The 14,193-nt window shown below is 42.6% G+C and carries 10 protein-coding genes; 1 reads left to right on the forward strand and 9 read right to left on the reverse strand.

Annotated features, from left to right (window positions below; all coding sequences use genetic code 11):
- Positions 1–13: 13 nt before the first annotated feature.
- From FC093_RS05625 to FC093_RS05650, 6 genes are all read right to left on the reverse strand, one after another.
- Positions 14–1,879 (reverse strand): RagB/SusD family nutrient uptake outer membrane protein, encoded by a 1,866-nt coding sequence (locus FC093_RS05625; RefSeq protein WP_137260773.1) that lies wholly within the window; start codon positions 1,877–1,879, stop codon positions 14–16.
- Between the two features lie 24 nt (positions 1,880–1,903).
- The gene (locus FC093_RS05630; RefSeq protein ID WP_240743207.1) at positions 1,904–5,173 is read right to left on the reverse strand and encodes a SusC/RagA family TonB-linked outer membrane protein; all 3,270 of its coding nucleotides are present in this window, start codon (positions 5,171–5,173) and stop codon (positions 1,904–1,906) included.
- A gap of 68 nt (positions 5,174–5,241) precedes the next feature.
- Positions 5,242–6,408: a galactokinase gene (gene galK, locus FC093_RS05635; protein WP_137260774.1), complete on the reverse strand. Its 1,167-nt coding sequence runs from the start codon at positions 6,406–6,408 to the stop codon at positions 5,242–5,244.
- Between the two features lie 21 nt (positions 6,409–6,429).
- A complete protein-coding gene (locus FC093_RS05640) occupies positions 6,430–7,488 on the reverse strand; it encodes a cellulase family glycosylhydrolase (RefSeq protein ID WP_137260775.1) in 1,059 nt (352 codons plus the stop codon).
- A 49-nt stretch (positions 7,489–7,537) separates the two neighbouring features.
- Positions 7,538–9,622: a beta-L-arabinofuranosidase domain-containing protein gene (locus FC093_RS05645; protein WP_137260776.1), complete on the reverse strand. Its 2,085-nt coding sequence runs from the start codon at positions 9,620–9,622 to the stop codon at positions 7,538–7,540.
- 53 nt (positions 9,623–9,675) lie between these two features.
- Entirely contained in the window at positions 9,676–10,710 is a 1,035-nt protein-coding gene (locus tag FC093_RS05650) for a LacI family DNA-binding transcriptional regulator (RefSeq protein ID WP_137260777.1), read from the reverse strand.
- 325 nt (positions 10,711–11,035) lie between these two features.
- On the opposite strand from FC093_RS05650, the gene FC093_RS05655 reads away from it, so the two are divergent.
- Positions 11,036–12,061 (forward strand): glycoside hydrolase family 43 protein, encoded by a 1,026-nt coding sequence (locus tag FC093_RS05655; RefSeq protein ID WP_170971007.1) that lies wholly within the window; start codon positions 11,036–11,038, stop codon positions 12,059–12,061.
- Between the two features lie 3 nt (positions 12,062–12,064).
- Here FC093_RS05655 and FC093_RS05660 read toward each other — a convergent pair whose 3' ends face one another.
- From FC093_RS05660 to FC093_RS05670, 3 genes are read right to left on the reverse strand one after another with little or no spacing between them, the layout of a single operon-like run.
- The gene (locus FC093_RS05660) at positions 12,065–12,301 is read right to left on the reverse strand and encodes a 4a-hydroxytetrahydrobiopterin dehydratase (protein WP_137260779.1); all 237 of its coding nucleotides are present in this window, start codon (positions 12,299–12,301) and stop codon (positions 12,065–12,067) included.
- 5 nt (positions 12,302–12,306) lie between these two features.
- Complete coding sequence (locus tag FC093_RS05665) at positions 12,307–13,056, reverse strand: phenylalanine 4-monooxygenase (protein WP_137260780.1); 750 nt, start codon at positions 13,054–13,056, stop codon at positions 12,307–12,309.
- A gap of 2 nt (positions 13,057–13,058) precedes the next feature.
- Positions 13,059–14,060, reverse strand: coding sequence for a flavin reductase family protein (locus tag FC093_RS05670; protein ID WP_137260781.1), 1,002 nt, complete (start codon positions 14,058–14,060; stop codon positions 13,059–13,061).
- Positions 14,061–14,193 lie beyond the last annotated feature (133 nt).

Here is a 14,193-nt window from a genome sequence, read left to right on the forward strand (position 1 = left end):
ATTTAAAGCTGACTTACTGGTTTGGTTGTCTTACAATTTTTGGGTTTGCTCCAATTACATCGCTGCCGATAGCAGTATAGTAATTTCCGAACTGGAAACGGTTAGAACCGGTAACCAACGAAGGCTTCGTCTCTATATAAACCCATTGACTCGTACCATTGTATCTGTATGGCCACAATCCCCAGGGCTGTGTGCTATGCTGGGTGGCAGAACCTATATTGCTCTTCAAATCACTTAATGTAGTAGGCGTACCATTCCATACAATATGTGCCAGTCTCCAGCGCTTCATATCATAGAAGTAATGACCTTCAAAAGCCAGCTCGACTCTGCGTTCATGAACAATGCGGTCAAATGTGATTTGAGCGGGTGTTAAAGGAATGGTCAAGCCTGCACGTGCACGTACCTGATTCATATACATAGCCGCTTTATCAGGCTGTCCCAATTCAAAAGCAGCTTCTGCTGCATTGAGCAATACCTCAGCATAACGGTAACGAATGAAAGCAACGGCGCTGCCGGTACCTCTTTTACCTGCGCCAACTGTTGGGTCAAGATATTTACGAATATAAAAACCGGTTTGCGTTCTAAACTCCAAACCATTTACCGGGCCATCTTTTCCTACGCCTGTACTATTAGTAGTACCATCCGGTAAGTAAGTGCCTGCACTAATGTCAACTGTGCCGCCTTTAAAAGTTCCACCGGGCAAAAGAATGGTTCCGGCTAAACGGGCATCTCTTCCATCAAAGATATCCAACTGATTGTCGTAAACAATCCGCTTGCCTGAAGCATCAGTGGTAGCAAAGGGGGCATACGTGTTGTCTAACTTCTCATATTGTTCAGCCAGGTTGAGAGAAGGGTCAAGTCTGCCGGCATCACCGCCTTCTTCAGATAGAGAGTAAGGCTGGTCGTTGGTCGTAAAAGCATGTGTTCTGCCACCTACTTTAAAGTCCTCCATGTAGATGGTTTCAGGACTGGTTTTATCTAAAAATAAAGCAGCAAAATTGTCTGATAAATTACCACCGATATTGTATAATGAATAAGCACCTGCCTGTCCTGATATAATTTCCTCGGCAGCCCTTAATGCTATTGTATAATATCCTGTTGCTTTACTTGCATCTATACCTACTTCTCCTCCGGGCAATGAAACAGCCGGTGTCCGTAGTGCGCCGTACTTAGCAATAGAGCCTGCATACAGGGCAGCCCTTGCCTCCATGGCCAATGCCGCACCTTTGGTAGCACGTGATTTAACACTGGTTGGCAACAATATACCGGATGTCTCATCCACAAAATCATTTTTGATGGCTTCACATTCACTAATTACAAAGTCATATATGTCAGACTCTTTTGCACGGGGTAACTGCAGAGAACTAACATCTCCTTTGTAATCATAATCGAGTGTTGAAGTAACCAGAGGTACTCCACCATAACGCTTTACCATTTCAAAATAAAAAGCGGCTCTTAAAAAACGTCCTTCTGCATAAAATCTTTTTTTCAAATTTTCACCGAATGCAGTTGATGCACTATCTCTGGCAAGAAACAGATTAATCTCACGGATGTAAGTATAACTGTCATACCAGTTTAAACCCCAGGTATCAAAAGGCCAGCCGGTACGCTGAACAATATAGGTACTACCATTTTCGGATGGAAAGCTTTCGCTAAAATCTGCAAAGCTCGCCCAGCCGTTATCCAAGCTTGAAAAATCAGCCTGCCGGTTATATAGATCGGCTAGTACAGATAACGCCAACGACGGATCGCTAAATACCTGATCAGTTGTTAAAAAGGCAGTTGGCTGAACATTTAAGAATTCACTGTCATCTTTTTTACAACTCCACACTCCTATACACAGGAGTAATACTGTTGTTATAGAAAATATCTTTTTCATTAAACTAATTTTTTCAGTAAAAATTTAGAGAGAAATATTTACGCCTGCATTAAAGACCTTGTTTTGCGGGAACTGTAAACCATTATCATCCACCAATTCCGGATCTATGGAGTACTGCCTTAGATTGTCTATTGAGAACAGGTTATACACATTCACATAAACCCGTGCACGTTGAATTTTTACTCTTTGCAGTAATGATTGAGGCACAGAATATCCCAACTCAATTGTTCTTGCTCTCAGGTACTTTACATCATGCAACCAGAACGTATTATTCCTTGCAGCAGAACCATTACGCGGAAAGTTTTCATAATTACTATGGCCAAAACCAGGATTATATCGGTTAGCAGGATATTTACCTGGTACCCACGCGCTATTTGGGTCGAAGATATCTTCGCGATGCCAGCGGTCTTCAAAAATAGCATTCAGGTTACCGTTATTCTGGAATGCCCATCGGGTTTCCCAGTTCTGGTACCATGAATAACCTGCTGCACCGGAGAAGTCTGCATGGAAATCAAATGATTTGAAATTAGCAGAAATGTTAAAACCAAAGTTGAGCATAGGTTGTGCTCCATAAGCAAAGCTGATTGGGCGTTGATCTAATTCAGTAATTTTTTTATCTCCGTTCAAATCTTTATAAATCAAATCTCCCGGTAATAAGGTTTTGTTACCTTGTCCGTCAATATCTACATCATAATTGTTGATCTGCTCCTGCGAGGTGAACTGCCCATTTATTATGTAACCCCAGTCTTTATCTGTAAACCGTTCTTCATTTGAATTGCGGTACTGATCCCAGGAATTAAGGAAAGTAGGCTTATAAGACTGTAAAGCTTTGGAACGAGTGTATGATAAGTTGCCACCAACTGTAAAATTCACCTGACCTACTTTTCCATTGTATGCTAGTGAGCCTTCTTCGCCATATTGTGCATCAGAATTAAGGTTTTCGCTATTCAGATGATAACCTGTTTCTAAAGGAAGAATAACATCATTTCTTACACCAACCAAACCTGTGCGTTTACGATAAAACCAATCGAACGTACCGGTAATCTTTCCATTTAAGAAACTAAAATCCACGCCTATATCTGTAATTTTACTCTTTAACCAGGATACACTTGTTATAGGTATGCCCCTGTCTCTTACAGAAGTAACAACCGTTCCGTCAAATACGGCTGGCTGCAGAAGATTGCCACCATTATCCTGACCATAATTATAACCGCTAAGGAAAGCAAACGGAGATACAATAGGTACATTATTAGGATTATCATCACCAAGTAATCCATAAGAACCTCTCAATTTAAGATCACTCAGGATATTGGTTTTATTACCCAATAAGCTCTTCATAAAAGGCTCTTCTGTTATTCTCCATCCAACTGAACCGCCTGGAAAATAACCTACCCGAAAGCCAGGTGCAAACAGATACGAAGCATCACGTCTTGCCGAAGCATCTATGAAGTAACGATTTGCGTATGAGTAGCTGATACGTCCAACATAACCAATTCGCGTTTGCGTATTGTCAGCATCTTCGTACCTATCCATTATTGGAAAATACACTAAAGGTAAAGCGTTGGATTGCGGAGAAGCATGCAACCAGTTTCTTAAATAATGATTCGATAATCTTTCTGCAACAAGTGTTGCCCCGATGGTATGTCTGTTAAAGGTATTATTATAGCTCACCTGAAACTGCAGATCGGTATTGATATTTTTGATTTGTTCACGGTCGCGCCAAGGATTGGTAGCTCCACCTGTGCGCTTGTATTGTTCCGGTTCCGAACCGCTTGCTGGTATATAGGTGTAAGCATCATAAGTATATTCCTGATTATTTTCTAAATAATCAGCAAAGTAATACGAGCCTAACCCACGAACAGATAAGCCTTTTACCCAAGGGATATCCCAGTCTATATGAAAATTGGTTTGCAATACACGCCAGTCAGAACGTAACTTACCTGATAACTTATCGTTAAGAAAGGCATAGTTCGATTCCAAATGCTCACCCAAATCGTTCAGATAAGCCGGGTTATCATTTGCATAAGGTCTTTCCATCGGTGTGTTTCTTAATACAGCCAAACGAGCTAAGAAGTAGTCATCGCCGCCAGGCACACCCGGATTTCTTCTTGTTTCTACACGTCCGTTAATATCAAAACCTACTTTTAATCCATTAGCCAGCTTTGCAGTTACATTTGACTGGATATTTGTACGATTAAAGTTATACTCACTTCCTAATACAGAGTTTTGATACAGATTGGTACCGGATACATAGTAATTCACTTTATCAGAACCGCCGCTTATATTTACATTAATAGAATTAAGCGGGGCTCCATTGTTATTCAGTACGTAATCTCTCCAGTCAAAAGTTCTGTACATCGGGTCTGTTCCTGCTCTCGCTTTATCTATTACAGCTTGTGTAATGGTATCACTAACGCCCCAGTTTCTGTCTGCATCAGCTTTATAGTATAAATAATCCGCCGTATTATTAACTACTTTAGGAAAGCGGAAAAAGTACTGATAACCAGTGTATGCATCTACATTTACGCTATTACGCCCTGTAACGCCTTTTTTTGTAGTTACCAGCACTACTCCATTGGCAGCACGCACGCCATAGATAGCAGCCGAAGCGTCTTTCAGTACCGTAATGCTCTCTATATCATTAGGTGCCAGATTATTAAACTGCCCTGCGTCCTGCTGCACACCATCTATTACATACAGCGGTGTACCCATATTACGGATTTGTATAGAAGCAGAAGCACCGGGACGACCTTCCCCCTGCCGAAACGTCACACCTGGTAGTTTACCGGCTAAAGTGGTACTCGCCGTAGAACCACCATGTACCCTGCCAATATCCTTACTGGTAACGGTAGCTACCGCGCCAGTGATAGCTTCTTTTTTCTTTGTACCATAACCCACTACCACTACTTCATTTAGTCCCGAAATATCCGACTGCATAGTAATTGAATAGTTAGTAGTGGATGCATCAATCGGCTGCGTAATGGTACGCATACCCACATAACTAAAAGTGAGGCTTTTGTCGCCGGGCGCTGCCTTAATGGTAAAAAAGCCATTGTCGTCGGTAATGGTGGCGTGTTTGGAGTTGCTGGTAGCAACAGTTACGCCTGAGAGCGGCCTCGAAGCCGAGTCGGTTACCGAACCAGTAATAACTCTTTCCTGATCCTGCGCCCTACCTAGAAAGGGTACTAAAAACACAATAAAAATAAAAAGAAACTTTTGCGGCAGGTAGCGCTGCCATTTGTCGGGAATCCTGAGTTTAGTGTTCCCGAACATACTTTGGAAGCAATTGTTCATGATTGGAGTTTTAGTTTTAAATGATAGGTGTTTAAAAATTTGACGATACAATTATTAGTTTTTTATATTTATAAGATAGTTGTCCCATCTTCAATTTTAGTGATGTATGCTTTTGTATCCAGTCCTGTTGCGGCTTTATATGCTTTAGTTATTTCGGCTATCAGGCTTTCTACCGCTCCCTCTTTCACCAAATTGATGGTGCAGCCGCCAAAACCGCCCCCCATCATTCTCGCGCCCAGCACATCCGGATTGTTTTTTACCTGCTCTACCAAAAAATCCAGCTCTTTGCAGCTTACTTCGTACTTTTTGCTTAAGCCTTCGTGCGACTCATACATCTTTTTACCAAAAGCCTGCATATCGCCCTCTTCTAAGTACTCACAGGCAGCCAGTAACCGCGCATTTTCTTCCAGTACGTAGCTACAGCGTCTGTACACCAGTTCATTAACTGGCAGCACATATTTATTCAGCATGTCCATCGTTACATCGCGCAGCGAGAGCACATGCGGATAATATTGTTTTACCAACGCCACTCCTTCTTCGCATTGCGCACGGCGCACATTGTACTCCGATGAGCCCAACGAATGCTCTACATTGGAATCAAATAATACAATTTTAAAGTCGCTCATATCCAGCGGCTCATACGCATATTCCAGCGAACGGCAATCGAGCCTGATGACATTATTCTTTTTACCAAACATACTGGCAAACATGTCCATAATACCGCACATCAGGCGCGGAAAAGTATGCTCGGCCTTTTGCGACATTTTTACCATTGTTAGCTTTTCGTAGCCGGTATCCAGCATTGCATCTAAGGCCATTACCACGGCATTTTCCACTGCTGCAGACGAAGAAAGTCCCGCGCCAATAGGCACATCGGCGGTGAGTGCCGCATCAAAGCCGCTGGTCAGTTTGCCTCTTTGCCTGAACTGGTCTGCCACGCCTAAAATGTAATTGGGCCAAGATTTTTCTGTTCTTTCAAAATCGTGAATATCGCCGGAATACTGGTCTTCGAGGTCAATGGAAAACAGATTGATCTGGTTGTCTGCTCTGGGTGTTAAAGCCAGGTAAGCAGCTTTGTCAATAGCTGCCGGCAGCACATAGCCTTCGTTATAGTCGGTATGCTCGCCTATAAGGTTGATCCTACCGGGTGAACGGACAAGAATAGTTTGTTCACTGATAAATGGTTTCAGCTTTTCCAGCGGTGATAGGATGGTGTTTTTAGCAACGGTTTGCATGTGGTTACAATTAATGGTTGATTATGGATTGCTGGTAAGCGCTTTTATTAAAGTAGTTTCTTCGGGATTGTACGGCGAACCATCCTTACGGAATATCTCGTGAAACCACACTTTCGGATCGTCTCCGTTTGGCATGGGTGTATCCCAGGCATATTTAGTATTCGTTTTACCTTCTACCAATCCCCAGTTGATAGCTGCTACAAAGTTTTTCTTCAGCATAGGCATCACGGTTGCAAAAGTGCTGTTGCGCGGACGTGCCATATACTCGGTACACAGCAGCGGACGTCCATATTTCTGCAGCGTATCTATCGTATGCTGATGTACATCCACTGGATTATAGTCATGGTACGTAATCACATCTGAATTGGCTAACTGATAAGTATTCAATTCCTGCAAATCCTTATTCCAGATGCCTGCACTTAATGGTTGCGAAGGATTCACCTGGCGACCCCAGGTAAATGCCTTTGTTAGCAGCGGCAGGCTTTTACTGCCATGACCGGTATTGCCCGGCTCATTATATAAATCCCACAGCAAAATGCGCTTGTCGTCTTTAAAAGTGGTCATTATATCTTTTACATACCGCTCCAGTGTATCTACCAGCTTTGGCTCATCGTAATACAACTGCCCCGGATCTCTTATCCAGCCCGAATTGTGAATACCGGGTTTGGGCGCAGGCTGTTTGCCAGCATGGTAAGTAGGATTCCAGCAATCATCAAAAAACACAAACATGGTGATGATGTGATGATCATTGGCAATGCTTAGGTATTTATTTACCCTGTCTTTAAAACCCTGCGGATCTTGCTGCCAGGCTACGTGGTGCAAAAACACACGCATACAGTTCAAGCCAATAGATTCGGCATAGCCCAGTTCACGGTCAATGGTAGCTGTATCAAAGGTTTCGGCCTGCCACATCTCGAGTTGGTTGATAGCTGTGCTGGGAATAAAATCGGCACCGCGCAGCCAGTCCCGTTGACTGTACCACTCATTCGCTTGATCTTTTGCCCATACCGGCCGGAGTTGCTGCGCAAAAGCACTATTCAATGCAGCAATCAGCAGCGCACTTAACAGGATTTTCTTCATTTATTTATTGCTATTGTGTTTTTATATAAAATAAAAATTATAACCTATTTTACTTTGCTACTACCGGGAAAGCCGAGATACGCAACCGGGCTGCGCCCATAGGTATTAAAGTAATGTTTTCGGCAGGTGTGTTTACAGCTACCGGACTTTGCGGCAGCGTATCGCACAAGCCATATTTATCTATTGTCCATTGTGGTAATTCCTTGCCTTTTGCTTTTATTTCGATAGGAACAGCCTGCTGCGTAAAAGGGAAATCATTAGCCGGCCAGGCTTTCTTTACAACAGTAAAAGAGGCAGCGTTATCTTTATTTAATATCAATCCATAATTCCATTTGCTACCGGGATGAATTTCGTAGGAAGGCCATTTACTGGCATCGGCACCAGCCTGCCATTTGCTGTCACCAATAGCAGAAGCCTTGCTGTCCATTTTTATGTAGTCTTCTTTTATTTTAAGCGAGTAGGTTAATGGCCCATAATTCACGCTTACGCTGTTTTTATTATCAGTCCACTCTTTTACACTGATGTGCATGGGCAATTGCAGTTCTACTACATCATTCTTGTTCCATGTTCTTTCGATGCGGGTATATGTGCCGGGCGTGTTTACATTAGTTTGCAATTTGCCGTTGATATACAGCTTTGCTTCATTGCACCACGAAGGAATGCGCAGGTACAGGGGAAAATTAGTAGCCTTATCGGATAATACACTGATTTTTATTTTTTCATCAAAAGGGTAATGCGTTTCTTCTTTAAGCTTTACCTCATTGCCATTGCCGGCTTTGGCGGTTACGGTGCAGGCGTTGTATAGCATTGCCACCAGTCCGTTGTCGGGTGTTGCCATAAACAAGTGCTCGGCATAGTACGGCCAGCCTTGTGCATGGTTGTGCTGGCAGCAACGGCTGCTGAAAGGATTCATCACTAAAAAAGGACCACCGTTTTGAAGGCCGGGGCTGTGGTCTTTGCTATCGCTTACCACCATATTAGGTGCAGTGAGATAACGTAGTCCTTTAAAATCGGGCATTACCGCTGCAGGATAGGTGTTGAAAGCCACATCTTCGCAGTTCTCTGCCCAAAAAGGATCGCCGGTAAAGCCGGCCAGCAATTCATCGCTTGCCATTTGCTCTACCATGCCGCAGGTTTCCACTGCCTGCCGCGGATCGATATAGCCGGCACGTGCGTTTTCATCGGCACCAAACATACCGCCGGGCACTTGCCCATACAGTTTTCTTACCAGGTTAAAATCGTTGTAAGTAGCATTAAGAAAAAAGCTGTCTTTTGTTTGCAGGTAATAGGTAGCCGGTTCGCGAAAGCTTTGTGCTATGTTTACATTGTGCCAGTTAGGCAAATTATTTTGCTGCGTCCAGTTTGCAGTGTTATGGTGTATTTTTTTAGCCAGGTCAAGCAGCCATTGTTCACCGGTACGGTTGTACAGCCAGTAAATACTGTACAGGTTGTCACCGCCGCGACTGTTTTCCCAATATATCTTCAGTAACTGGTCTTCAGGCACCTTATTTTCCCATTTAAAATAGTTTGTCATAAAGGGAATCACACGGCTGTCACCGCTGTATTCGTAATACGATTGCATGCACCAGAGCATAATCATATTGGGCCATAAGTCGGGTGTTTTTCCTTTATTATCCTGGTGTTCGTTTTCTATTACTGCCGGTCCAAAATATCCGTTGGATTGCTGGCTTTCAAATACTTTGTCGAGCCATCGTTTTGTTTCATTAATAATAGCTGTATCATGCAGGATATAGCCTAAATTGCCATAACCTTTCAACCAATACGGCACTTCTTCCCAGCCATGGTCACCGGTACCATTGCCGCTGTACCAGGCATTGTTGTGCTTATCGAGCCAGGCGCTTATTTCGCCCAAATGCCCGGTTAACCCATTTTTTTGCAGTAGCAAATATTGTTTTATCCAACCTTCGGGTTGTATGCTTCCTAACGGCAATTTTATAAAGCCGGAAGGTGCTAACGGCGCTTTGTTGCTTACATAAAACTGGTTGGTAGCAGCCCTGCTTGGCCGCGCTACAGAGGTAATGCTGGTATCTATACCAGTAGCTTTCCAGCTATTGAACAACAGCACACCTGCAAGCGCAGCAATAAAAATGGTTATAGATAATTTCTTTGTCATAGGCAAACAACTGCTGTACAAACGATTGCACAGAACCTTAAAAAAAAGGTGTATTATAATTTATTTACGATCATCTGTCTCATAGATGATTGCCTGAAGCGTGCAATGGGCTCCAGCACCACATTTACTTTTTTCAATTGAACTTCTTCTTTTTCATAGATTAATTCAAGCAATAATTTAAAGGCTTCTCTTCCCATCAAAACAGTTTGTTGATCCATAGACGACAAGCTAGGCGTTATATGTTCATCAAACGATTCGTTGGCAAATCCAATCACACCTAATTGCTCGGGTATGCTGATACCTTTTTCCTTGGCAGCTTTAATAACTCCTAACGCTGTAAAATCTTCCACTGCAAAAATGCCATCCGGCGGTTCTGCCATGCCAAAGAAATAATTGATTGCTTCTTTACCAGCCTCAATAGAAACATTACCGTAATATATCAAAGACTCATCAACCTCTATTCCCGCTGCATGTAAAGCAGATTTATATCCATTTAACCGGTCATTAAAAATTTTGAGATGAAGCTGTCCGGTAATATGTGCAATTCGCCTGTAACCCTGCTGCAGCAGATGTTGGGTAGCCATATATCCACCTTTAAAGTCGTCCACTACCACCGATGGTATGTTCACCATGTCCTTGCTACGGTCGAAAAACACAAGTGGTATCCCTTTGCTTTTAAGTTCCAGATAATGGGTTATATCAGTTGTTTCCTTTGCAATAGATGCCAGCACACCATCTACCCGCACATCTATAAAAGTTTCAATGGCTTTTTGCTCGTATTCTGTTGATTCATTGGACTGGTACAATAAGATGTTATAGCCATTTGTGTTGGCTATACTCTCTATACCATGCACGACCGAGCCAAAAAAATTAATTTCTGCGCTGGGGATAATCACCCCGATTGTATGCGTTTTTCCCGAACGCAGAGAGGAAGCAATCCGGTTACGGCGGTAATTCATTTTTTCTGCCAGTTCAACTACAGCTTTCTTGGTACTATCACTTATACGGGGATGGTTATTCAATGCCCGCGACACGGTTGCAGTCGTTAAGTGGAGTTGAGCAGCTAAGTCTTGTATGGTTACTTTCACCGGTTATTGATTGATACAATCGTTTGCACAAAAAAAGCATATTTTTCCTTTAACAAAAAATTTTTTATACATTTTCCATGCTGACTTTTGTAATGCAGTTGCTGAAGTAAACAAATAAACAGGTCTGTGCTATTTGAAATAATGCTTCGAGAGGTATAAGAAAGTTCAGGTATTTACCGCGTGCAATCAACTATTCGCTGGTCATAACGTATTGCCCCAACGCTTATGCCGGGGCTACTGTTCGCCAATTCGGAATACATCCTGCCTGTTTGAGAAATAATTGATTGTTTTAATTTTTCCAATGCTGATAAACCTTCGCATTAATATGTTTATAAAAAATACACTCACCTTTTTTGTACTGTATGTATTGCTGTTGGCAGCTAATATAAGTTGCAGCCGGCAATCTACTCCGCAGCAATCAGTTATTCACCACAACCCTGTTTTGGATATTGATTTTCCCGATCCGACAGTTATCAATGTTAATAGTACTTTTTATGCTTATGCTACCCAATCGGAACACAACGGAAAAATGGTAAACATACAATTAGCTTCTTCTAAAGACCTGTTTAACTGGACCTATATTGGTGATGCCTTGCCAAACAAACCTGCATGGGCAAACCGTACACAAGACTTTTGGGCGCCACATGTACTGTACGATACTACATTGCACAAATATGTTCTATTCTTTTGTGCAAAAAGTAATGATACCACAACAGACAAAGGCATAGGTGTTGCCTTTGCAGATAATCCCGAAGGTCCTTTTGTACCAAAAGATTCGCCGCTGATTGTAGGTAAAGGTTTTAAAGATATTGATCCTATGGCGATGATTGATCCCGCTACGGGCAAAAAGCTATTGTATTGGGGTTCTGGTTTTCAGCCTATACAGGTGCAGGAATTAACCAACAACTGGACTGCCTTTAAACCGGGCAGCACGGCTGTGGCTGTTGTTTTTCCGCACACAGAAAATAACTATACCAACCTGATTGAAGGTGGCTGGATAGATGTGTATAAAGGAAAATATTATTTGTATTATTCGGGCGATAACTGCTGCGGCAGCAAGGCAAACTACGCCGTAATGGTAGCAAGAGCAACTAACGCATTTGGACCATTTGAGCGGTTAGGTGAGGCAAACGGTAAAGGCAGCAGCGTTATTCTGGAGAAAGACAGTACATGGCTGGCGCCGGGGCACAATTCTATTGTTGCAGATAACAAAGGCAACCGGTGGATTGCTTATCATGCTATCCCGGCAAATAAAAGCAAAACCAGCGAAGATCATTATATAAAAAGGGTGCTTTGCATAGAACCACTACGGTATGTGAACGGATGGCCTGTAGTACTGCATACCTATTAAACATTATGCTTTCACCAATTCATCAATAGCTTTTGCCAGTTGCCGGTCTTTATCGGTGATGGTATCACCAGCATCATGTGTATTAAGCATTATTTCTACTTTATTCCACACGTTGCTCCAGTTGGGATGGTGGTTCATCTTTTCTGCCAGCAGGGCTACACGCGTCATAAAAGCAAATGCTTCTGAAAAATCTTTGAATGTAAAGCTTTGATGCAAAGCGTTATCTTTTTCCTGCCACATATAATTTAGTGTATTAGTTGTGTTGAAAAAATCTGTTCTAATTGCTTATCTATGTCTGGAATAGCATTGCACAATTGCTCAAAAGAATCTATTACAAAATATGTTGGTTGCAACGTATCAATGCGGTATTCGGTAGTGAGCATTTGCCGGATGTTGAATGGCACTTTTTGGGATTCGTCTTTAAACACATGCTGCGTTTCGCCGATAGAAGAAATAATACCTGCACCAAAGATTTTGTTTTTGCCATTTTCGTGCAACAAACCAAACTCAATCGTAAACCAGTACACACGTGCTAAAACAGGTATCGCTTCGGGCGTGTCTATCCACTTCATTGCCAGCTTGCCAAAGTTTTGCATAAACCCGGCATACGCACTATTCACCAACAGCGGCACATGTCCAAATACATCATGAAACATATCCGGTTCTTCTATGTAATCCAACTCTTCCAGTGCGCGCAACCAACAAGTAGCCGGAAAGGTTTTCCTGGTAAGCATTTCAAAAAATTCCTTCTGCGGCACCAGTTCGGGTACAACGGTCAGTTGCCAGCCGGTGTGATGTTGCAGCCGTTTGGTAGTTTCTTCAAAGTGCGGAATTTCAGCCGCGTTAAAGCCAATTTTATCCAAAGCAGCTAAATATAATTCACTTGCACTGGCTTGCACAAAAGGCAACTGGCGCTCGTACAGCAATTGCCATACATAAAAATCTTCTGGTGTATAAGTACTATAATCCTGTACTGTAGGTTTATTATGTTGCATCGTTAGACTATTTTGTGGTTATCGGTCCCCAGCCCTTGAAGAGGGTCTGCCAGGTCTCTTTCTTCAGAAAAGGCTGTTGCCATTGTATATGTATTTAAAAGCTCCTCTTCGGGGGTTGGGGACACTTCTCTTAATAACACCTGCCAGGCGTCTTCCACCAACCCATTGTTTAGTAGTCTGGCAGCCAGCAGATGCAATTCATGGTTCATTTTTATTACATTATTTTTATACTCTTTTAGAATGAAAAGGAGGGCTACATTGTTGAAAGATGCATCAGGTTCGGGTATTGCTTCCACATTGGCAAGTTGTGCCAGATGATTGCCGGTGAGTATGTTGCTATGCAAAACGGAAAGCGGCAAGTTATCGAACCCGATGCCCAATTTTGTACTGGGCTTGGCTACTTTAAATAGGTTTTGCTCCGTTACTTTACAATACCAGTCGCCACCAAGCCGTGCCACATGGTGGAGTTTGGTTTGGTCAATCATGGTGCCTTCCTTATTTAAAATGCTGTCATCCATATGCATACACAGCACTTCGCAAATCACTAAGTTGCCAGCGCCGCCTTCGTTGCCCACGGGCTTTATCTCCAATACTTTACACTCCATTTTTACCTGACTTTCTTTTACCATTGGCGGTCGCACCAGCGTTGCTTTTTCTTTGGTAAAACCGGCTTTAATAAATTCGTCCGTTCCTTTTGGATACTCGCAGCTGGCTAAGGATACCTGCTGCACTATATAGCAGGTAACTATGTTAATGACTACTTCGGGTACTTCTTTTACGTTCTCCAGTGTGTGCTTGGTAGTGTTGTTGCGTACCCGCCGGGATGGTGAAAAAATAACAATAGGCGGATTGGTGGAGAATAAGTTGAAAAAGGAGAATGGCGATAAGTTTACACTGCCATTAGCATCTATACTGCTTACAAATGCAATGGGGCGTGGTGCAATGGCATATTGTAAAAAGTGGTGCGCCTGCTGTGTGGTGATATCGTTCAGGTTGATATGCATGTTTTCACCAGATTTTCACCGCGGAGAACGGAAGTAGATAGAGTTTTCGCAGAGTTTATTTATTGAGGAATTTGAGCTGCTATATATCTACTAGTGTTCTTCATTTTTTGTTTTTAAAATTTATGTACAACTC

It is taken from the genome of Ilyomonas limi, assembly GCF_005233845.1.
GTDB lineage: Bacteria > Bacteroidota > Bacteroidia > Chitinophagales > Chitinophagaceae > Ilyomonas > Ilyomonas limi.